This is a genomic window from Agarivorans sp. Alg241-V36, from assembly GCF_900537085.1.
Classification (GTDB): Bacteria; Pseudomonadota; Gammaproteobacteria; order Enterobacterales; family Celerinatantimonadaceae; genus Agarivorans.
Genome location: NZ_UNRE01000001.1, coordinates 597,944 through 617,849 on the forward strand (window position 1 = coordinate 597,944; position 19,906 = coordinate 617,849).

The 19,906-nt window shown below is 44.9% G+C and carries 19 protein-coding genes; 8 read left to right on the forward strand and 11 right to left on the reverse strand.

Annotation, left to right across the window (positions count from 1 at the left end):
* Positions 1-2 precede the first annotated feature (2 nt).
* Entirely contained in the window at positions 3-1,523 is a 1,521-nt protein-coding gene (locus G6R11_RS02840; protein WP_163131279.1) for an aldehyde dehydrogenase family protein, read from the reverse strand.
* Between the two features lie 244 nt (positions 1,524-1,767).
* On the opposite strand from G6R11_RS02840, the gene G6R11_RS02845 reads away from it, so the two are divergent.
* Entirely contained in the window at positions 1,768-3,531 is a 1,764-nt protein-coding gene (locus G6R11_RS02845) for a sigma-54-dependent Fis family transcriptional regulator (protein ID WP_163131281.1), read from the forward strand.
* A 45-nt stretch (positions 3,532-3,576) separates the two neighbouring features.
* Here the strand turns inward: G6R11_RS02845 and G6R11_RS02850 are convergent, their stop codons facing one another.
* Both G6R11_RS02850 and G6R11_RS02855 read right to left on the reverse strand, forming a co-directional pair.
* Positions 3,577-4,908, reverse strand: coding sequence for a glycosyl hydrolase family 8 (locus G6R11_RS02850; protein WP_163131282.1), 1,332 nt, complete (start codon positions 4,906-4,908; stop codon positions 3,577-3,579).
* Positions 4,909-5,148: 240 nt separating this feature from the next.
* A complete protein-coding gene (locus G6R11_RS02855; protein WP_370525639.1) occupies positions 5,149-5,445 on the reverse strand; it encodes a putative nucleotidyltransferase substrate binding domain-containing protein in 297 nt (98 codons plus the stop codon).
* Positions 5,446-6,112: 667 nt separating this feature from the next.
* Between G6R11_RS02855 and G6R11_RS02860 the strand changes: the two genes are divergently transcribed.
* Positions 6,113-6,697 (forward strand): PEP-CTERM sorting domain-containing protein, encoded by a 585-nt coding sequence (locus tag G6R11_RS02860; protein WP_163131284.1) that lies wholly within the window; start codon positions 6,113-6,115, stop codon positions 6,695-6,697.
* A gap of 109 nt (positions 6,698-6,806) precedes the next feature.
* Positions 6,807-7,049: a hypothetical protein gene (locus tag G6R11_RS02865; protein ID WP_163131286.1), complete on the forward strand. Its 243-nt coding sequence runs from the start codon at positions 6,807-6,809 to the stop codon at positions 7,047-7,049.
* Positions 7,050-7,144: 95 nt separating this feature from the next.
* Here G6R11_RS02865 and G6R11_RS02870 read toward each other — a convergent pair whose 3' ends face one another.
* Complete coding sequence (locus G6R11_RS02870; RefSeq protein ID WP_163131288.1) at positions 7,145-8,074, reverse strand: LysR family transcriptional regulator; 930 nt, start codon at positions 8,072-8,074, stop codon at positions 7,145-7,147.
* Positions 8,075-8,225: 151 nt separating this feature from the next.
* Between G6R11_RS02870 and G6R11_RS02875 the strand changes: the two genes are divergently transcribed.
* From G6R11_RS02875 to G6R11_RS02895, 5 genes are all read left to right on the forward strand, one after another.
* On the forward strand, positions 8,226-10,202 hold the full coding sequence (locus tag G6R11_RS02875; protein ID WP_163131290.1) for an alkyl sulfatase dimerization domain-containing protein: 1,977 nt from the start codon (positions 8,226-8,228) through the stop codon (positions 10,200-10,202).
* A gap of 46 nt (positions 10,203-10,248) precedes the next feature.
* Positions 10,249-10,743 carry a hypothetical protein gene (locus tag G6R11_RS02880; RefSeq protein ID WP_163131292.1) on the forward strand — a complete coding sequence of 165 codons (495 nt, stop codon included), beginning with the start codon at positions 10,249-10,251 and terminating at the stop codon, positions 10,741-10,743.
* A 73-nt stretch (positions 10,744-10,816) separates the two neighbouring features.
* Positions 10,817-11,314, forward strand: a complete 498-nt coding sequence (locus tag G6R11_RS02885; RefSeq protein ID WP_163131294.1) for a magnesium transporter — start codon at positions 10,817-10,819, stop codon at positions 11,312-11,314.
* A 3-nt stretch (positions 11,315-11,317) separates the two neighbouring features.
* Positions 11,318-12,307, forward strand: a complete 990-nt coding sequence (locus G6R11_RS02890; RefSeq protein ID WP_163131296.1) for an efflux RND transporter periplasmic adaptor subunit — start codon at positions 11,318-11,320, stop codon at positions 12,305-12,307.
* A 105-nt stretch (positions 12,308-12,412) separates the two neighbouring features.
* Positions 12,413-13,633 carry an OmpP1/FadL family transporter gene (locus tag G6R11_RS02895; RefSeq protein ID WP_163131297.1) on the forward strand — a complete coding sequence of 407 codons (1,221 nt, stop codon included), beginning with the start codon at positions 12,413-12,415 and terminating at the stop codon, positions 13,631-13,633.
* Between the two features lie 78 nt (positions 13,634-13,711).
* On the opposite strand, the gene lipA is transcribed toward G6R11_RS02895, so the two are convergent.
* From lipA to rodA, 7 genes are all read right to left on the reverse strand, one after another.
* Complete coding sequence (gene lipA, locus G6R11_RS02900; protein ID WP_163131299.1) at positions 13,712-14,680, reverse strand: lipoyl synthase; 969 nt, start codon at positions 14,678-14,680, stop codon at positions 13,712-13,714.
* On the reverse strand, positions 14,677-15,333 hold the full coding sequence (gene lipB / locus G6R11_RS02905) for a lipoyl(octanoyl) transferase LipB (RefSeq protein WP_163131301.1): 657 nt from the start codon (positions 15,331-15,333) through the stop codon (positions 14,677-14,679). The genes lipA and lipB overlap by 4 nt, the downstream gene beginning before the upstream one ends.
* Positions 15,333-15,596, reverse strand: coding sequence for a DUF493 family protein YbeD (gene ybeD, locus G6R11_RS02910; RefSeq protein WP_163131303.1), 264 nt, complete (start codon positions 15,594-15,596; stop codon positions 15,333-15,335). Before ybeD ends, lipB begins: the two co-directional genes overlap by 1 nt.
* 139 nt (positions 15,597-15,735) lie before the next feature.
* Complete coding sequence (locus G6R11_RS02915; RefSeq protein ID WP_163131305.1) at positions 15,736-16,914, reverse strand: serine hydrolase; 1,179 nt, start codon at positions 16,912-16,914, stop codon at positions 15,736-15,738.
* A gap of 93 nt (positions 16,915-17,007) precedes the next feature.
* Positions 17,008-17,817, reverse strand: a complete 810-nt coding sequence (locus tag G6R11_RS02920) for a septal ring lytic transglycosylase RlpA family protein (RefSeq protein ID WP_163131307.1) — start codon at positions 17,815-17,817, stop codon at positions 17,008-17,010.
* A complete protein-coding gene (gene mltB / locus G6R11_RS02925; protein ID WP_163131309.1) occupies positions 17,807-18,784 on the reverse strand; it encodes a lytic murein transglycosylase B in 978 nt (325 codons plus the stop codon). The genes G6R11_RS02920 and mltB overlap by 11 nt, the downstream gene beginning before the upstream one ends.
* Before the next feature lie 8 nt (positions 18,785-18,792).
* The gene (gene rodA, locus G6R11_RS02930; protein ID WP_163131311.1) at positions 18,793-19,905 is read right to left on the reverse strand and encodes a rod shape-determining protein RodA; all 1,113 of its coding nucleotides are present in this window, start codon (positions 19,903-19,905) and stop codon (positions 18,793-18,795) included.
* Position 19,906 lies beyond the last annotated feature (1 nt).

Sequence of the window (19,906 nt, forward strand, 5' to 3'; positions counted from 1 at the left end):
TCTTAAAAGAAGCCCAGTGGGTTGATGTCGTAACTCACCAGCAAGTTTTTGGTGTTTTGATAGTGAGAAATAGCCACTTGGTGGGTTTCTCTGCCAATGCCCGAGCGCTTATATCCGCCAAAGGCTGCGTGGGCGGGGTAGGCGTGGTAGCAATTAATCCATACTCTACCGGCTTCAATTTTACGCCCCATGCGTTGTGCTAAGTTCATGTCGCGCGTCCATACGCCTGCACCCAAGCCATATTCACTCTCGTTAGCGATGGCCAAGGCTTCAGCCTCATCTTTAAAGGTGGTGACAGAAATAACTGGGCCAAATATTTCTTCTTGAAATACCCGCATGTCGTTAGTGCCTTTTAATATGGTAGGGCTAACGTAGTATCCGTTATTATGCTCGCCAGGCAGGGCAGCGGTTACGCCACCGGTTAATAGCTCGGCACCTTCATTTTTGCCTATCTCTAAGTAACTCATGATTCGGTCTAATTGTTCTTTAGACACTTGCGCGCCCACTTGGGTATTTACGTCTAAAGGGTCACCCTGCTTAATGGTTTTTACCCGCTCCAATACACGTTGCATAAACTTATCGTAAATGGACTCTTGGATTAAGGCGCGTGATGGGCAAGTACATACTTCGCCTTGGTTGAAAAAGGCCAACAGTAAACCTTCAACCACCTTATCCAAGTATTCATCTTCATGATCCATTACATCGGCAAATACTAGATTAGGCGATTTACCGCCCAGTTCTACGGTGGAGGGGATTAGCGAATCGGCAGCACATTTAAGGATGTGTTGGCCAATTTCGGTAGAGCCGGTGAAAGCGAGTTTAGCAATGCGAGGGCTAATGGCTAAGGCTTGGCCGGCTTCTTCGCCAAAACCGTTTACGATGTTCACCACACCTTTAGGAATGAGATCTTCGATTAGCTCCATTAATACCAAAATGGAGGCAGGCGTTTGTTCGGCAGGTTTAAGCACCACGCAGTTACCGGCGGCTAAGGCTGGGCCTAGTTTCCAAGCGGCCATTAACATGGGGAAGTTCCACGGGATAATTTGCCCAACAACGCCTAAAGGTTCTGGAAAATGGTAGCTAACTGTATTGGCATCTAAGTCGGCAGCGCCGCCTTCTTGGGCGCGAATACAGCCAGCAAAATAACGAAAGTGATCAACAACCAGTGGCAAATCGGCATTTAGGGTTTCGCGGATCGCTTTGCCATTTTCCCAGGCTTCGGCCACGGCTAAGGACTCAAGATTTTGTTCAATGCGGTCAGCAATGCGCAGCAACATATTAGAGCGCTCCGCGACCGAGGTATTGCCCCAGCTTTCTTTGGCGGCATGCGCGGCATCTAAGGCTAAGCCAATATCCTCTGCATCTGAGCGGGCGACTCGACAATATATCTCACCATTAACCGGAGAAGGGTTATCAAAGTATTGGCCGTTTACTGGCGCTACCCATTCGCCGCCAATAAAGTTCTCGTATTGCGCTTTAAAAGTAATCAATGAGCCTTCGGTACCTGGCTGTGCGTAAACCATAGTCAATTCCTTTTATGTTTTGTTATCAGTATGTTTCTTGTGAGCGTGTTTCGTGACACGCCTGCGCTTTACATAGCAAGCCATAAGCCATGTGCCAGAAACTTGTTGTTAACAAAATGTAAAACTATGATTATTCACACAAACAAATTTGCACGGTGTGAATCGCTAATTAGAGCCAGTTGCAAGGGCTTGTCACACTGTTACTTTTTGGCACAGTTATGTTGTTACACTTTGGAACACTGCAATGACCAATAAACTGCAACTCCCTAGCTCCATCAATGCCTCTTGGCTGCGAAGCCAGCATGCAGGCCTAAAAGAGCAAGTCGCTCCGCAGGTATTACGTTTAGCTGACTGCGAATTAGCAGAGCGTCACCATCACCACCAATCGCTTATTTCCTTAGTGGAGCGCTATGCCTACCCATTGTTTGAGCAAATGATGGCGCATAGTTCAAGCCGGCTTATTTTGTCCGACGTAGACGGCTATTTAATTCATCATTGGGGAGTAAAGCGTTACAACGATAAGCTGGCAACCATCGCGCTAGAGAGTGGGGTGAATTGGTTAGAGCAACATAAAGGCACTAACGCGATTGGCACCGCTATTGCCACCGGGCAGGCGGTGTCGGTCATTGGCGAGCAGCACTTTATTCAGCAACACCGTTTTATGAGTTGCAGCGCTTGCCCAATATTTAGTCCAAAGGGCGACATGCTGGCGATATTGGACATTACTAGTGAGCAGCAGCGACATACCCAGCAAACCATGTTGTTGAGCGCCAGTTTAGCCCAACAGGTTGAGACAGCCTTGCTGTGTCAGTTACCGGAAAGTCATTACCGTATCGATTTGGCTGCTCAGCCACACCTGCTCAATTCTGGTTGGCAGGGCATTGTGGTAGCCGACAGTGAAGGCAAAGTATTAGGCTTAAACCCAATGGCACGTCAGCTGGTAGACAAACTGCATGTAGGCCAAACCTTGGCCAGTCATTTTGGTGAGGACTGGCAGAAAACCCACTTGGCAGACAAGGCAAAGCTACATCTTCAAACTAAGGCTTTAAAAGCTAGGCCAATTATTAGTAAAAGAACTGTTAGCAAGAATGACTCTCGCGACTCGCGGGTTAATACCGCTTGGTGGCAGGCCTGCAAAGTGGTGAGTAAATCTATTCCTTTACTTATTTTAGGTGAAACGGGGGTAGGTAAAGAGCGTTTTGTAAAACAGCTTCACCAACAAAGCCGGCGAGCGAGCAAGGCCTTGCAAGCGGTAAATTGCGCTGCCTTGCCCAACGAGCTGGTGGAGGCGGAGCTGTTTGGTTATCAAGCTGGCGCATTTACCGGAGCCAACCCCAAGGGTTTTGTGGGGAAAATTCGCCAAGCCGATGGTGGCTTTTTATTTTTAGATGAAATTGGTGAAATGCCTTTGGCAGCTCAAGCGCGTTTATTGCGGGTGCTGCAAGAGCGTGAAGTAGTGCCGGTGGGTGGCAATCAAGCCTATAAAGTAGACATTCAAGTGGTTGCTGCAACCCATGTAAATTTGCAGCAAAGAGTGAGTGAGGGACTGTTTAGAGAAGATCTTTATTATCGTTTAAAAGGTTTGCAAATAAGCTTGCCAGCTCTGCGAGAGCGCAGCGACATAGGCTTGCTCATCAATAAGCTTCACCAACGTTATTGCGAACATAAGCAAGATATAGAGCAGCGCTTGTTTAGTAAAATGTTGGCTTATACTTGGCCGGGCAATTTGCGTGAGCTGGATAACTTTATGCAGGTGGCTTGTTTAATGACCGAGCAGCAAGCTTTGTTACGCAGTACCGATTTGCCCGAATCTTTGCAGCAGCAACTAGCCTTAACTAGCTCGGCAGAGCAAAGCTGTGAACAGCCAGAGCTGCAGCAGACCATTGAGCAAAACATTGCACAGGTTTATCAGCATTGCCAAGGTAACGTTACTAAAAGCGCTAAACTGCTGGGCATTAGCCGCAATACCTTGTATCGAAAACTGCGCCAACTAAAGCTTAAGCATTAAAAAAGAGAGCCTAAGCTCTCTTTTATTGGTGACCCGAGTTGCTACTTACTCGGCGTCAGTTGGGCCGTAAATCTTGTATTCGCCCGACATCTGCAATACTGCAAACATGTGCAATAGGCCGTCGTAGTAGCGCCATTTGCCAGTTGGCGTAGCTTGTTTCCACAGGCGTTCGGTAAACTCTTTGGCTTCTTGGCTATTGGTTATCATCGCCGCTGTGCCATTCATGGCATTTTGGCCAGAGCTTCCCCATTCTGACGCTACTTTGCCGCTCATTTCATGTACTGCAAAGTTTTGGCCTTTACGTTTGAACTCATCGGCATAAAACGAAATTAGGCGGTCAGCTAGCTCGGTTTGGCGAGGGTCAGCGTTAAACCAGTGGTAGTCCATGGCGATGTTGCCGATAACTCGGAACGCATCGTAACCTGATTTATGACTAATATCGTTGAATGAGGTTTTTTGTGGCGTACCGTCAAAAGCTGCATATTCTGAGTACAAACCGGTTTCTGGGTGGGCAGCGTTGTATAGATAGTCACGGCTTACTTGCGCAGCATCTAACCATAGTTGCTGGTCTTCCTCCGCCCAGCGACCGAGTAGTTCATAAAAGGCAGCTACGTGGTAAGAGGGATCGGTGTATAAACCTAGGCTTCTTTCGGTAACAAATAAGATTTGCTTCTCGTCGCGGTTAAACATAGGAACCTGCGAGTCAGATTCTTCTTTATTTACCATCGCTTGAAGAATGACGTTGGCTTCATCGCTATATTGGAAAATACCTTCACCTGCGCCCCAGCGGTTTTCTGCAAAGAATAATGCCATGGCAAAGTAAAGCTCACCGTCTGGCGCTGGGTTGTTATCCATTTTGGCAAAAGGAGCTTCTGGTCTTAAGTGCCAAGCAAAGTAATCTTGGTACCAGCCGTCGTGGTGTTGCATATAGGTTTTAGAGAACTTCCAAAGCTTATTGAACATCTCTTGGTCGTCCATTTGAACGGCGATCATCATGCCGTAAGACATACCTTCAGAGCGAATATCATTGCTGCCAATGTCTTTAATAAAGCCCATGTCGTCACCAACCGGGAAGAACACCGCTTTACCGCTTTCGCTACGAGAATCGGAGTAGAAAAGCTGCTGGTAAGTATCTTGTACTTTCTTGTTCACTTGCTCTGGCGAGGCGATACCTAGCTCAACAAAGGCATTGTGGTATTCACCCGAATAAAAAGCACCGGGAGCAGTATGGCTAGCGCTAGTTTGTTCTGTAGCTGGCGTAGATTGCTCAACGGGAGCTGCACAAGAGGCTAACCCTAAAGGCAGGGCGCAAAACGCAAGGGTTTTCACCGTGCTGATTAAGGCATTACGCTGGGTGGCAAAAATATTCATAGTCATAATATGCTTTGTTACCTTTATTCTAATTGTAATCACTGTCCATAGGGCTATTGGAATAGTGCTAAGCCAAATAAACGATGCATTCAGGCTAGTGCAAAGGGCTAGGTGCTTATACTGTGATTTTCCGCAAATTACTGTGAAATATGGATAGTTTGCGTTGCATCGGCTTAGTCTGGCCAAGGCAAACAAATATGGTAAAAGCCGCCGCAGAGATTTAGTAAATATTCGGGCTAACTTTCCTTAGCTTTTGGGATTGGCTTTTGTGCTAAGAAAATCTTGGCTGATTTTGTCGTGAAATAGACTAATTCTTTTCAATACCTTACGCAGATTTTGCTGCTCCAGCTCGGTTAAATCTGCCAAGGCCAGTACATCATTTACCTTACGTAAATCGGTATGTTCAACGATTTGATTCGTAAAGCGCAGTTGCCAAATGTGGTCAAAAATGCAGACCATTTCTCGAAGGCTCATCGAGTCTATGTCTTGTTTGGCTGCCGGCGTTAGTTGGTAATTAAACCAGATAAAGCTTATCTCGTTTATCTACAAGTCAGCCCTATAGACTACTTTTTTAGTCGACAGAAACCTTGCATCGTTAAACGGTTTTAACCCCATTTCTTTTTACTACGCTTTTATCTATTGAATAAAGTGGCTAGTTGAAAACGGGCTTATCGCTGATAGCGGTTGTTTTTGCTGTCATTTTTGGGTGTCGGATTTCTTTACACTCTATTCCTTGGTTAGAATCTCAGGCTGTTATGTACATATTTATGATGAATAGCGCTTTCATCAAAACATCATAAAAACATCATTTTTTGAGTGGTATTTTGCGGTTGTTCAAATTTTCGACGTATTATTCTGTAGAAAAATTTCATCATTTTAAACGCTGGTGTTTTTTACTTGCTTAATGACAAATTGCAGAATTTATAGAATTGTTAGTTGTATAGACCTTTGCCGTTTGGCTAAGCGGCTTTCGCTATAATTTGTCATATAATCCTAGGCCTGACGTGGCTTTGTCGCTGTTTAGTTTGTCGATATAGCTTACACTTAGTGTGATCTGTGTCACTTTGTGTTTTTGGGTGTCTGTTAATAAATTCATTATAAAACAGTGGCTTAATTATTTTATCAACCTTTCTATAGATTTGGCTTAGTACTTGCGAAGAATTTAGTGCGTTAAAGGAATACCTTTTAATAACAGCAAAGGATCTGAGCAATGAAAGCACTACTTTTAACCTTAACGACATTGTTTATGGCGATGTCGGCAAATGCAACAGTAATGTTAACTAGCGACAACCCAGCGCAAGCTCCGGGAGTGGAAACCTATTTAGGTGATTTTCCAACACCTTTTAGTGATCCAACTGCTTTTCCAAACATTCCTGAAGCTCAAAGCGTGTTTGACGCAGGCTCTGACATTCGAGCAGCTTTTATGCTTGATCTTGATATGTTAGATGAGTCGACAGATGAAGGTACGGGAAATTACTTAAATGGCATATTAGACCTAGAGTTTTACTGGTTTAATGGCGCTAACTTAGTATGGCAAAACTATAACCCTTACACTTGGGATCAAATCGAAGCTTGGCAGCCTACATTTGATGTACTTGCGGTATGGAGTGATAGCAGCTTGTTCGACGAAGGCCTAGTAGATAGTGGCGCTTGGACAGTGTTTGCTGCAGTTGAAGGAAGCGTGATTGGCGGTAAGCAGTTCTCAGTTCCTGAACCAGCAAGTTATGCCTTGGTGTTATTTGGTTTACTTGCCATTGTGGGCAGAAGAATGCGTGGATCTTTATTCGCTAAATAGACTACACGGGCTTTCAAGACCATTGAATTTTCATTTAATTAATCTTGTTAATAGTCGTTTTTATATGTAGTTTATATTTTGTTCGACCCTGTAATAGAAGGAGCCAATTATGGTTTATGTAAAACGGACTTTGACAGCAGCTTTGTTGCTTTCTAGTACCTATGCCGTAGCGGCTGATGCACCTGCAGCTCCAACGCTGTCTCCAAACGATTTGTTTGCAGCGATTAGTGCAGGAACGCCTATCAGTACATCTAACTTGTTAGTGAGTGCTGGTTTGCCGGACTTTGTACCAAGCTTACCGGGTAACGGTGGTGGTGCTGGTGGTGGTGGTTTAACGGCTTCACCTAACTAGTTGAAACATTACCTAAAAAGAGAGCCTTAAGGCTCTCTTTTTTTATCTCAACAAAAAGCATTAGTGCTAATTGCCTCATGAAAAACTGAGTAGGGCTAGTCGAAGTTCTTTTGTATGTAGTGTTCGATTTTAGCTGAAATAGTGATTAACTCGTTTCTTAGCCAAGCATGAGCTGGGTCTTGGCTGACTTTTTTGGGCCAAATAAGGTAGTTGGATACACTCCTAAACTCGAATGGAGGCTTAAAAACTTGCAACTGTAGTCGTTCTTCAAACTGTAAAGCCATTGATAGAGGCACCGCAGTGAGATAGTGAGTTTGGCTACACATGATGATGTTGCTAAACAAAGATCGCCCATGATAAGCCACTCGTCGTTTGCTTAAATCAATGTTGGTGTAATGGCTAATGGTGTATTGCCGCTTTCTTTTTCTTTCTAATACCGCATGCTCTTCCTGCATATATTGCGCTTCGGATAAACTGCTTTGAATTCGCGGATGAGTTTTACTGCATACCACTACAAAGTCTCCGTCAAACAGCTTTTGGCAGTCTAAGCTGGGGTCTTTGGGAGGGAGAATATCGATCATCGCGTCGTATTCTTGAGTAATCAACAACTCATACATGTTCTCTTCATATTCGGGTTGGTCAAATATCTCTAAGCTTAAGTGTTTATTGGGAATTTGGGAAAATTGGTCGAGCAGTACCCACTGTAAATGCTCAGGCGCAGTGACGACAAAATTCCTCTTCGAAGTCGCTGCATCAAAATGCCCGAAAGATTGAAATACATTATTAAGCTGCTGCAAGGGTTCTTGGATTTGTGCGTAAAGGTTCACCGAGTAGTTGGTGGGCGCTACGCCGCGACCGCTACGAATAAACAGCTCCTGCTGTACCTCATTTTTAAGGCGCCCTAGCATGGTAGAAATGGTTGACTGATTAGTATTTAGATACTCTGCAGCTTTACTTAAACTGCCGTGCTCCATTACCGCGGCAAAAGCTGCCAGTAGATTGTATTTGGGGATATCGTTTTGCATGTTTGCTCACCATTGTCAGCTTAGAGCTAAAGCTCTTATAACTACCTATCGTAATTACGATGATTAACAATCATATTAGCCTATTTTTTGATGGTCCAGAAGTCAATACAGTGGCTGCAATCAAATAAATGTAAAGCCTTAAGGTTGAATAATGACGAAGCGATTTAAGCAGTTGCTACTACCAGTAGCTATTACCAGTACTTTGTTGGTAGCAGGTTATAGTGCAGCTACGCCGGTAGTTGAAGCCAGTTCTACAGTGGGTCAAGAGCTACAAACTAGTGCGGCAAGCCAATACCAAGACATAGATATGGATGCACGTTATAACGACGGTGTATTGATCGAGCACTCGTCAAATATGTTTTGGGGTAAAGGCGAGCGAATCAAAGTTTTGTCTAAAACTGGTGAAACCTTAGCCTACACTGCTGAATCTGAACATGTTCATCCTACGTTGACTAAACACAGCCGTAAGATGGACCAAGCGATTATCCAAGTGGATGATAACGTTTATCTTGGTTACGGCTTTGGTATCGACACCCCAGTGATGATTGAAGGCGATGACGGCATTATCATCGTTGACCCAGGTGAGTCAGTAGAAATGGCTGAGTCGGTTAAAGAACAGTTCAGAAAAATCACTGATAAGCCGCTTAAAGCCATTATTTACTCACATAACCATATCGACCATATCTCGGGTGTACGAGCTTGGGCTACCGATGAGCAAGTAAGCTCTGGTGAAGTGAAAATTATCGCCCAAGATGGTCTAACCGCTGCCGTGGCGAACTGGTCATCTAACCTTGGCTCTCTATTTGGTCACCGTACTTCTTACACTGGTGCAAAACATGTGGAAGAGGGTGAACACGGTACTGTAAATGACGGTCTTGGTCCGCGCTTTATGCAGGGCGCTATTTCGTTCATTGAGCCTAATACTCTTATCGCCACTAACGCTACCTTAGATATCACTATTGCTGGCGTGCGTATGCAAATTGTAAACGTGCCTTCTGAAACTAAAGATGAAGTGGTTGTTTACTTACCAGAGCAAAAAATCTTACATGCTGCAGAAGTATTGCAGGGCGAAAACTTCCCTAACTTGCACACCATTCGTGGAACCAAGTTCCGCGACCCTGCTATGTGGTTTAAAGGCATTGATGTGATGCGTCAGTTTGATACTGAAATCATGATCAACTCGCATGGTCGTCCGGTTGAAGGCAAAGCAGCGGTTGCAAATGTATTAACCGCTTATCGTGATGCGATTCAATATACTCACGACCAAACCATTCGTTACATGAATAAAGGTTTAACCCCTGATGAGTTGGTTGAGGTAGTTAAGTTACCTAAACACCTTGCAGAGCACCCTTGGTTGGGCGAGCACTACGGTACTGTTGCTCACGCTGTTCGTCAGATCTACGTTGGCTATGTTGGTTTCTATGAAGCCGATCCTTGGCAACTAGAGCCTATGGCTTACCAACAACGTGCGAAGGCGTTTGTTGAGCTAATGGGTGGACGTGACAACATCATCAGCACCGCTAAAGCGGCAATTGAAGCTAAAAACTACACCTTTGCGGCAGAGATTCTATCTTACCCAATTACCGTAAATAAAGATGACATGCAGGCGCGCCAGCTTAAAGCAGCAGCCTATAAAGCGTGGTCTGCGGAGCAGGTTAACATTAACTGGCGCAACTGGGCCTTAAACGCAGCTGCTGAACTAGAAGGTGAGCGTGATTTCTCTAACCTTATTAGCTTTGCCTCGGTTGACGTATTAACGGCGCTGCCAAGTAAGCAGATCTTCGACATGATGACTGCAACGCTTATTGCTGAAAACACCGTAGATGTGAACATGGCGATGAGCTACAGCTTTGCTGATACCGAAGAAGCTTTCACCATTGAGATTCGCAATGGTATTGCTCAGCTACACACTGAAGCATTAGCCGACGCCGATGTGAAAATTGCTACCTCTCGTGCTGTATTAAACCAAATACTTATGGCAGGTCCTAATTCGCTGCAAGTGATTGCGAGCAACATGGAAAATGGCAACTTCAAGTTTGAGCAAGGCGGCATAAAAGGCTTTGGTTTATTCATGAGCTATTTTGACCAAGCTACCAGCCCACAAGATCTAATGTTGATTGTACGTTAAGCAACGATGAAAGGAGCCGTGAGGCTCCTTTTTAAAGAGGTAACAGATGTTTAGATTGCTCACATATCTACTGGTCATTATTCCAATGACGGTATCTGCATGTGGCCTTCACCAGAGTACTGGTTTGTATTTTCAAACTGAGCCCGGCTCATTAGCGGTACTCGAAAACATTGTAGAAGCGAGAAAGAGTAACGCTTTAGGCAATGCCGATAAACCTGAACAGTTCAGGCTTTATTTGTTTATGCGCAAGCTAGCCAAAGATAGTTCAAACGCTGTTAGCTTCAGCTTATTTGAAGCGATTAAAGGGCATTACCGACAAGTACTTGTTGAGCCAAGACTAAAGATAGTGTCTCGCGAAACGCGGCCCACTCAACAAGAGCTTTTAGTGGTTACCGAGCTAGATGTATTAGATGCACTAGCAACCGGCAAGCTTACCTGGGAGCAAGCAAACAACCAAGGCTTGATTGTTATCAATGGCAATGCCCACGATGTAGCTAAATTGGAGCATTGGTTTGCTTCACTATTCCCCGCTAGCACTTAAGGCCCAGAGTTAATCTTAAGCAGTCATTCTCTGTTTACTTTTTTGCATATAACCAATTTTTGAGGAGTGCTTAATGCGCTTACTTCGCTCTATTTTTTCTAAGATTGGCATCATATTAATGGTGTTAATTAAGTTTGTTTGTTTTATGGCCGTGATGCTAGGCGGTGCTTATGTATTAGCGCCAATGGGCACCATTAACTCTAAAGATATCGATATGGGAATGTATCGCAGCAGCCCCAACGATACCATGATGATGCTTCTTAACTCTGAGTACTTTAGCGGCTACCTGTTTGCTGTAACGATTGCCCTGGCAATTTTTGTGGTGTTTTTATTGTGGCAGTTACACGAAGTAGCCGTGCATAAAGCACATGAGAAAAAAAGCGCCCATATTCAGTTGGTATTTGCCCTGTCTTTGTGTGGCCTGTTTTTGCATAAGGCATGGTGGGTACTTGCCATCATTATTGCCTTTGCTAACTGGGCGCATATTGGTGCGTCGATAAGCAAAGTTATTAGTGATGGTAGGCAGAAAGTGTCATCAAGCCTGCGTACAACTGAAACACCGGAGGCCTAAGTAATGAAAGAGGTAATGATTCCCTACATTCTAATTATGTGGATTTTGGTCTCGACGGGTGCGATTAAATGGACCTTGAAAAGTGCCTTTTGGATCGTATCTGGTGGCCTATTAATTTTGGTATTGCTTGGTATTTTGTCTCGCTTATGGGCACCCGTAGACTTAAGTTATTCATCTACCGTTAAGGCACCTCACTCGGTACTTTCGCCTTTGTTAGGCGAACAAATAGACACGATTTATGTTGAGCATAATCAGTATGTTAAAGAGGGTGAGGTGATTTATACCCTCATCGACACAACATCTAGCGCTGACTTAGAGAAAATAAAAGCGTCGATCATTAAACAAGAAGAAGCCATTGCGCAGTTTAAGCGGGATGTAGCTCGCGCTAAAAAGTCGCCTAATATCTTCAAAAAGCGAGATGTTGAATATTACCATTCACAGTTACGCATAGCTGAGTCTGCTCTGGCATCGCTACATGCCGATGCTAAAAGTACTGAGTTTGTTCAGCAAAGAAAAACCATTCGTGCGCCTTTTGATGGACAAGTGGCTGTAGTGAATGTGGCAGACGGAAGCCGAGTGGGCAATATGCATATTTACGATACTGGGCGTAAATTCATGGAAATGCGTATTCCTGATCAAACCTATCGTTATGTAGAAGTGGGGCAGTTTGCTGAGTTTTATGTAGATGCTTACCCAGGCGAAATCTTCCGCGCTAAGGTTCACAGCTTAACTGCGGGTACCGGTGAATCGGCGGTTTCGCCTATTCAAGGGCCGCAAAGTGTTCGCCAACACGTGGGCGCAAATACCAGTGCTCATGGTCGAACAGTAATATTGGAAATTGTTGAGCCAGAAGACAAAGTTATCCCGATTGGGGCAACTGGTTCTGCTTGGATATCGGCCAGTAAACCGCACCCATTTTTTGGCTTTATTGATGTAATTGGCGCAGCTACCGTTCGCCTGCACTCTTATAAGTCTTATTTAAACGCCATGTAAAAAGGGGATAAAAGTGCGCCCAGCTCTTGGGCTTGCGATTCACCTTCTTTCTGTTAATTTTTTATATCAGCGCTAAGTTTTCTTCGCGCTGATTTTAGGTTTTTTATGAAATTTAAAAATTTATTGTTGCTAGCAAGCGCTTCTCTTTTAGTGACTAAGGCTTATGCGGGCGCTTATATGTTCCCTGAGCTTGGCATGATGAGCATTAGCACTGCTGGTGCGGGCGCTCAAGCGGTTGCCGAAGGCGCTGAAACGGCTTTTGCTAACCCCGCTGCAATGACCGAGCTTAGTTCCACCGCCGTTGCCTTTAACTTGCAAGGCATGGTGTCCAATATCAACTATACCGATAGCGGTTCTACTGGCTTGTTTGCGGGTGGTGATTCATCGACTAAAGCGGGCACCGCTATGCCGGTAGCTTCGTTCTATGTTGTTACGCCACTTAGTGATAAGTGGTCAGCTGGCTTGGCTTTTGCGTCAGCTGGCGGTTCTATTATCGATTATGGGCCCCAGTTTTCGGGCTCTTTATTGTTACAAGATGCGCAACTAACCACGGTGCAGCTTAACCCTAGCATTGCTTACCAAGTAAAAGATAACTGGTCACTAGGTTTGGGGCTGGTGGCTGAATATGGCTTACTAGAGCAAAACTTTGCTGGTCATGAGGAGTCTTTGTTGCCTCCATTAACTGCGGAGGGAAGCAGTGTTGAGTTTGGTTACACCCTTAGCAGCCTATACAAGTTTAACCATAACAACCGTATCGGTTTTACTTATCGCTCTGAGCTTAATCATGCGATGGATGGAGATATCAGTACTAGTAATAACGGTAGTACTTCGTCAGTTAACATTATAATGCCCGCAACGGCGATTATCAGTGGTTACCATCAGCTAAACAGTAAACCTGCTTTATTGTGGAGTTTAGGCTGGAGTGATTTTAGTAAAGTGTCTGAAACCGCTATTGCGCTGCCGAATCGAGAGGCGGGTATTGCGCGTGAATGGCAAGATACTTTTTCTGCTAGTGTCGGCATGCATTACCCATTAAACCAACAGTGGCGTTTAGAAAGCGGTGCTTACTATGAAACCTCGCCGCAAGATGATCCAAGTTTGCAATATCCAGACGTACCTACTGGCGAGTTATGGAAGCTTGGGCTTGGGGCCAGCTACGAGATTAACCAAAATTGGCGCATGCAAATGTACTACGAGTATTACTACGGTGGTACGCCTAGTATTGACTACACCTTGTTTGAGGGAAGCGCGGCAGAAAGCACACTAAAAGGCGAGTATGAGGCAGCCGTTCATTTCTTTGGTGTGCTGTTTAATTACCAGTTTTAGTTAATGCTAAACCAATAAAAAAAACCAGCAAATACTTGCTGGTTTTTTTTACTAAAGGGGAGTTAATGCAGCTTGCGCTTATTTAACTTCTTCGCCTTTGGCTTGTAAGTCTGCATGGTAGCTTGAACGTACCAATGGGCCACAAGCCGCATGAGTAAAGCCCATGGCTTCTGCTTGCTCTTTTAGCTCTTCAAACTCTGCTGGTGGTACGTAACGCTCAACCGGTAAGTGGTGGCGACTTGGTTGCAAGTATTGGCCAAGCGTAAGCATGGTTACGCCGTGGTCGCGCAAATCACGCATTACTTGCAAGATCTCTTCATTGGTTTCGCCAAGCCCCATCATTAAGCCCGATTTAGTCGGTACGTCTGGGTGTAGCTCTTTGAAGCGTTTTAGCAGCGTTAGCGACCATTGGTAGTCTGAACCTGGGCGAACTTGCTTGTATAAACCCGGTGCGGTTTCCAAGTTATGGTTGAATACATCTGGTGGGTTCTTATCTAAGATCTCTAAGGCACGGTCCATGCGACCTTTAAAATCTGGCACCAAAGTTTCAATTTGGATGTGCGGGCTGCGTTGGCGAATTTCACTGACACATTCAGCAAAGTGAGCAGCACCGCCGTCGCGCAAATCATCACGGTCTACCGAGGTAATAACCACATACTTAAGCTTCATGTCGGCAATAGTAGCTGCCAACTTGGTTGGCTCTTCGCTATCTAGGGCTAGTGGCTTGCCGTGGCCTACATCGCAGAATGGACAACGACGAGTACAGATGTCACCCATAATCATAAAGGTAGCGGTACCGTGGTTAAAACACTCTGCTAAGTTAGGGCAGGAGGCTTCTTCACATACCGAGTGCAACTTGTGTTTGCGCATAGCGCTTTTAATTTCGTTGATGCGCGTGGTATCAGCAGGAAGTTTAATACGCATCCAATCTGGCTTGCGTAGCATTGTTTCCTTTTCAGAGGGTATTACCTTCACCGGAATAAATGCCATTTTGTCGGCATCGCGAAGTTTTACTCCGGGTTCCATACGCACTTTCTTTGCACTCATAGTGTGGGTAGTCCTTGTTGATGTTCTGTACTGCTATAGGCTAATTGCTTGACTAATACTTGGCTAAGTTGCTCAGCAATTTGGCTAATGTTTGGAGTAGCGACATAATCGCTAATTTGCGCCATTTCTAAACCGGCATAACCACAGGGGTTAATTTGCAAAAACGGACTTAGATCCATGTCTACGTTTAATGCTAAACCGTGAAACGAGCAGCCTTTGCGGATCCGTAAGCCTAAAGACGCTATCTTCTTTTGTTCTACGTATACGCCTGGTGCGTCTTTTTTGGCGAAGGCTTCAATCTCATGAAGGCCTAAGGTGTCTATTATGCTTTGCTCGATAATAGTCACCAGTTCGCGCACACCCAGCTTACGGCGACGCAAATTGACTAAGGGGTAAGCCACTAGTTGGCCAGGGCCATGGTAAGTGACTTGACCACCTCTATCTGCTTGCACCACTGGGATATCGCTACTGTTTAACAGATGTTCCGCTTTACCCGCCTGACCTTGAGTAAACACTGGTTGGTGTTCTACTAGCCACAATTCGTCGTCCTGCTCGGCGCTGCGTTGATCGGTAAAATCACGCATTGCTTGCAAGATGCTTGAATAGTCTTGAAGGCCTAGTTGGCGAATGATTAAGCGGTTTTTCTCAGGCATTATAGTACGTGGCGTACGTCTTCAATGGCACCAATCTGAGTGTAGAGGCTCTCAATATGTTGTTTGCTTGTTACTTTTACAACCAAAGTAATTGATTTGTAGTTGCCTTTACTGCTTGGACGTGTTTTAGGGCTGTAGTCACCTGGCGCGAGTCCTTGAATAACGCTCAATACTTCATCTTCTAAAGTATCGTTGTTTACGCCCATGATTTTAAAAGTAAAATCACATGGGAATTCTAAATATTCATCAAATTTAGTTTGCATTTCTGACCTAAGAGTACTGATTTAAGCCGCGATTTTTGGTCGAGCTAGAAATAAAAAACGCGTTATTCTAACGCGTTTTTGTGAGCTTTGCCTAAAATTTCCGCCTATTCGCTTAGAGTTTATGCGCAGGCCTTATTGCTTAACTAAATAAAGAAGCAAAGAACAACTTAATGTAATCCAGTAAGCGTTTGAAAATACCGCCTTGTTCTACTTCTTGAAGTACGACTAATGGGTACTCGGCGACATCTTCTTCACCAATTTGGAAGTAAACAGAACCGACGGTTTGGCCTTGGCTTAAAGGTGCTTTTAGTTCTTCTTTTAACTCAAAGCTTGCTTGAAGTTGGCTTGCTTGGCCACGTGGTAGGGTAAGGGCGATATCTTGGTTAACACCTAAAGATACCGTGTCTTGATCGGCCATCCACACAGTTTGCTCTACAAAGCTGTCGCCAGCTTTATAAGGTTTAACGGTTTCGAAAAATCTAAAGCCCCAGTTTAGTAGCTTTTTACTCTCGGCTGCGCGAGCTTTAGCAGAGTTAGTTCCCATTACTACTGCGACTAGGCGCATGTCTTTATTGGTAGCTGAGGACACTAAGCTATAGCCCGCTTTGCTAGTATGGCCAGTTTTCATGCCATCTACATTAAGGCTTTTATCCCATAATAGGGTGTTGCGGTTGTGCTGAGTAATGCCATTAAAGGTGAATGATTTCTCTTTGTAGATAGCGTACTCGTCTGGCACATCTCTAATCATTGCAGTGGCCAAAATGGCCATATCTTTAGCGGTAGTATATTGCTCGGTGCTGTCTAAGCCGTGGCTGTTAGCGAAGTGAGTATTTACCATGCCTAAGTGGCCAGCCCAAGAGTTCATTAAGCTGGTAAATGAGTCTTCGCTGCCGGCAATATGTTCGGCCATGGCTACACAGGCGTCGTTACCAGATTGAATAATGATGCCGCGGTTTAAATCAGCAACTTTGACTTGCTTGCCCACTTCGATGAACATTTTTGACGAATCAGGGAAGTTCTTTGACCAGGCTTTTTCGCTAATGGTTACCATGCCATTAGGGTCAAGCTTACCTGACTTAATCTCTTTACCAATAATGTAGCTGGTCATGATTTTGGTTAAGCTGGCAGGTGCTAGGCTGTCTTCTTCGTTTTCGGCAGCTAGTACTCGGCCGGAGTCAAAATCTACTAAGTAATAGGCTTTGGCTGAAATAATAGGAGCATTTGGGATAACTTGAGGAGCGGCATAGGCAACGCTCATACTACTTGCAATCAGAAGCGCAGAGGCGCAGCTAACACGCTGAAATACATTTTTTATCATGGTTGGCTCTTTGGCTTGTTAGTCAATAAACACGGACGGCAAACACTATAGCAAAACTTAGACAGTGTTTGTTAGTCTCCTGCGCTAAATCCGCTAGTTTGCCTTCAGATTAATGATGTAAGCGTCTTTATAGGGGCCTTTTCGCATATTTGCCAAGTACTTCTCGGCACTTAATACATCGTAATAGGGGCCTAATCGCAGCTTCTGCCAGCCATTTTCAGTCACCAATTGAGTGCTTAAGCCTTCAGCTTTTAACTGCTGCTGGTGTTGCTCTAAAACTTGCTGGTTTTTACTGGCGAGTAGTTGAACATAGTATTGCTGAGCACCCGGTTGCGGCTCAGCGGCGCTATTGTCATTATCAAATCGCAATAGCTTAACTTTTACTTTTGCAGTACCTGATTTAAGCATATCGAGTTTGTAAGCGGCGGCGTAAGATAAATCGATGATGCGTTTTTGGTGGAAGGGGCCACGGTCGTTCACTCGCACAATAACGGTTTTGTTATTGCTTAAGTTGGTGACTTCTACATAACTAGGCAGTGGCAAGTTTTTGTGTGCTGCCGACATGCTATACATGTCGTAAATCTCACCGTTGGAAGTGAGGTGGCCATGAAACTTTTTGCCATACCAAGACGCTTCTCCTTCAACTTCGTGCTGTTCTATATCGCGCCAAACTTGGTAGCTTTTGCCTCTTACCGTGTAATCGCGATTACCTTGGCGGCTATAGGGTTCAAAGCGTGGGATGGGGTTTTCGATATGGTCTAGCTCTGGAGCTGAGTCGGGCGCTTTGTCATTACTCATACCATAACGTTGCTCGCTAGGTGACGAGCTACAGGCACTTAGCAGAGCTGCTAAGGCAACACTGCTAAGGTAAACGGTGACCAGACGTTTAAATTTATTTGGCATTATTTTGCGCCTGAGCCTTTCTTAACTGCTCACTAAACTGATACACCGCCATGGCATACAGCGGGCTGCGGTTATAGCGAGTAATCACATAAAAGTTATGTTCAGCCAGCCAATAACTGTGTCCTTCAGCTTCTTCTAGTTGCAATAGCTTAACCGCAGTATTACCAGCTAGTTCTGCTTCGGTGCTGATCCCAGCTTTTGATAATTCATCCCAGGTATTTTCAATGTTTAGCTTAGTGCTTAGCCAAGGTTTCGCCTGTTGAGAGTTAGCCTTAGCTGAGTGAACCACCGGCTCGCCTAATTGCCAGCGGTGTTTGCTAAAGTAATTTGCCACACTGCCTATGGCATCAACCGGATTATTTAGCATATCGACTTTGCCGTCGTTATCGAAGTCGACACCATAGTGAATGTAGCTTGAAGGAATGAACTGGCCAAAACCCATAGCTCCTGCGTAAGAGCCTTTTACTTCATCCAGCTGCCAACCTTGTTGCTCGGCTAAGCGTATGTAGTAGGCAAATTCTTTACTAAAAAACGTGCCGCGCTTAGGGTAGTGGAATCCTAAAGTGTAGAGGGCATCAATCACCGGGTAGGTGCCTTTGTGGCGACCGTAATAGGTTTCTACGCCAATAATGGCCACAATGATTTGCGCTGGTACCTTAAACTCTTGCTCGGCGCGCTCAATGGTTTGCTGGTGCTCTTGCCAAAAAGCTAAGCCTGCTTCTAAACGTTCTTCGGTAAGGAATAAATCACGATATAGGTGCCAAGGTTTAGCTTCCCATGGGCGAGTAATTGCATCGATTACCGCCTGTTGATAGGTAGCCTGCTCGGCGGCTTGTTCTAAGCTTTTAAGTGGAATATCGAGTTCTTGGCTTAATGCTTCAATACGTTGCTGTTGTTCAGTATTGGCCAAGGCTGAAAACGACCACATTTGAGACAAAGCAAGTAACAAGCAACAACATAAGCGCATAGCAATCCTTATTGGGCATAAAGCCGTTTGTGAGTATGAACAGACATCAGAATGCCAAAACCTGCCATCAGTGTCACTATCGATGTGCCGCCATAGCTCACTAAAGGAAGGGGAACACCTACCACGGGTAATAATCCGCTTACCATGCCAATGTTTACAAAGATATAAACGAAGAAGGTTAAAATAATGCAACCAGCCAACAAGCGACCAAAGGCTGTTTGTGCTTGAGTAGCAATAAATAAGCCGCGACCAATGATGTAGAAATATAAACACATCAGCAGCACTACGCCTAAGAAACCAAACTCTTCGGCAAATACCGCAAAAATAAAGTCGGTATGTCGCTCTGGTAAAAAATCTAATTGAGATTGAGTACCCTGCAGCCAGCCTTTACCTGAAAAACCACCCGAGCCAATGGCAATCTTAGACTGAATAATGTGGTATCCCGCGCCGAGTGGGTCACTTTCTGGATTAAGCAAAGTGAGTACCCGTTGACGCTGATAGTCACGCATCAAGAAGAACCATAACAAGGGAATAAAGGCGGCAATCGCAGCACCCGCAGCGGCCACTAATCGCCAGCTCATTCCCGCCAAGAACAAGGCAAAGATTCCTGACGCAGCCACTAATAATGAGGTGCCTAAATCAGGCTGTTTTGCAATTAACAGCGTTGGAGCAATAGCAATGGTTGCGCCAATTAACAGGTGTTTGAAGCTAGGCGGAAGAGGGTGCTGGCTAATATAACGCGCCACCATTAGCGGCACGGCTAACTTCATAATTTCTGAAGGTTGGAAACGAATAAAACCGAGATCTAGCCAGCGTTGGGCTCCTTTACCCACATCGCCCACTATGAGCACGGCTACTAGCATCAACAAACCGGTGAAAAAGAAGAAGGGCGCCCAGCGTAAATAAACGTCGGGAGGCACTTGCGCTAGAACAAACATCACCACTGTGGCCAAGGCAATGCGCACCAGTTGGCGATTTAACATAGCCATGCTCTCGCCGCTTGCGCTGTACAACACAAACATGCCCAAGACCATTAATAACACTAAACCAAGCAATAAAGGCCAATCAAGATGTAGCCGCCACCACAAAGAGTTTTTCTGCTCTTGGCTATAATTGCCCATG

What these genes read in the sequence shown, in the direction of transcription:
- G6R11_RS02840 (WP_163131279.1), bottom strand. Translation starts at nt 1,523, where the DNA reads ATGGTTTACGCACAGCCAGGTACCGAAGGCTCATTGATTACTTTTAAA.
- G6R11_RS02845 (WP_163131281.1), top strand. Translation starts at nt 1,768, where the DNA reads ATGACCAATAAACTGCAACTCCCTAGCTCCATCAATGCCTCTTGGCTG.
- G6R11_RS02850 (WP_163131282.1), bottom strand. Translation starts at nt 4,908, where the DNA reads ATGACTATGAATATTTTTGCCACCCAGCGTAATGCCTTAATCAGCACG.
- G6R11_RS02860 (WP_163131284.1), top strand. Translation starts at nt 6,113, where the DNA reads ATGAAAGCACTACTTTTAACCTTAACGACATTGTTTATGGCGATGTCG.
- G6R11_RS02865 (WP_163131286.1), top strand. Translation starts at nt 6,807, where the DNA reads ATGGTTTATGTAAAACGGACTTTGACAGCAGCTTTGTTGCTTTCTAGT.
- G6R11_RS02870 (WP_163131288.1), bottom strand. Translation starts at nt 8,074, where the DNA reads ATGCAAAACGATATCCCCAAATACAATCTACTGGCAGCTTTTGCCGCG.
- G6R11_RS02875 (WP_163131290.1), top strand. Translation starts at nt 8,226, where the DNA reads ATGACGAAGCGATTTAAGCAGTTGCTACTACCAGTAGCTATTACCAGT.
- G6R11_RS02880 (WP_163131292.1), top strand. Translation starts at nt 10,249, where the DNA reads ATGTTTAGATTGCTCACATATCTACTGGTCATTATTCCAATGACGGTA.
- G6R11_RS02885 (WP_163131294.1), top strand. Translation starts at nt 10,817, where the DNA reads ATGCGCTTACTTCGCTCTATTTTTTCTAAGATTGGCATCATATTAATG.
- G6R11_RS02890 (WP_163131296.1), top strand. Translation starts at nt 11,318, where the DNA reads ATGAAAGAGGTAATGATTCCCTACATTCTAATTATGTGGATTTTGGTC.
- G6R11_RS02895 (WP_163131297.1), top strand. Translation starts at nt 12,413, where the DNA reads ATGAAATTTAAAAATTTATTGTTGCTAGCAAGCGCTTCTCTTTTAGTG.
- lipA (WP_163131299.1), bottom strand. Translation starts at nt 14,680, where the DNA reads ATGAGTGCAAAGAAAGTGCGTATGGAACCCGGAGTAAAACTTCGCGAT.
- lipB (WP_163131301.1), bottom strand. Translation starts at nt 15,333, where the DNA reads ATGCCTGAGAAAAACCGCTTAATCATTCGCCAACTAGGCCTTCAAGAC.
- ybeD (WP_163131303.1), bottom strand. Translation starts at nt 15,596, where the DNA reads ATGCAAACTAAATTTGATGAATATTTAGAATTCCCATGTGATTTTACT.
- G6R11_RS02915 (WP_163131305.1), bottom strand. Translation starts at nt 16,914, where the DNA reads ATGATAAAAAATGTATTTCAGCGTGTTAGCTGCGCCTCTGCGCTTCTG.
- G6R11_RS02920 (WP_163131307.1), bottom strand. Translation starts at nt 17,817, where the DNA reads ATGCCAAATAAATTTAAACGTCTGGTCACCGTTTACCTTAGCAGTGTT.
- mltB (WP_163131309.1), bottom strand. Translation starts at nt 18,784, where the DNA reads ATGCGCTTATGTTGTTGCTTGTTACTTGCTTTGTCTCAAATGTGGTCG.
- rodA (WP_163131311.1), bottom strand. Translation starts at nt 19,905, where the DNA reads ATGGGCAATTATAGCCAAGAGCAGAAAAACTCTTTGTGGTGGCGGCTA.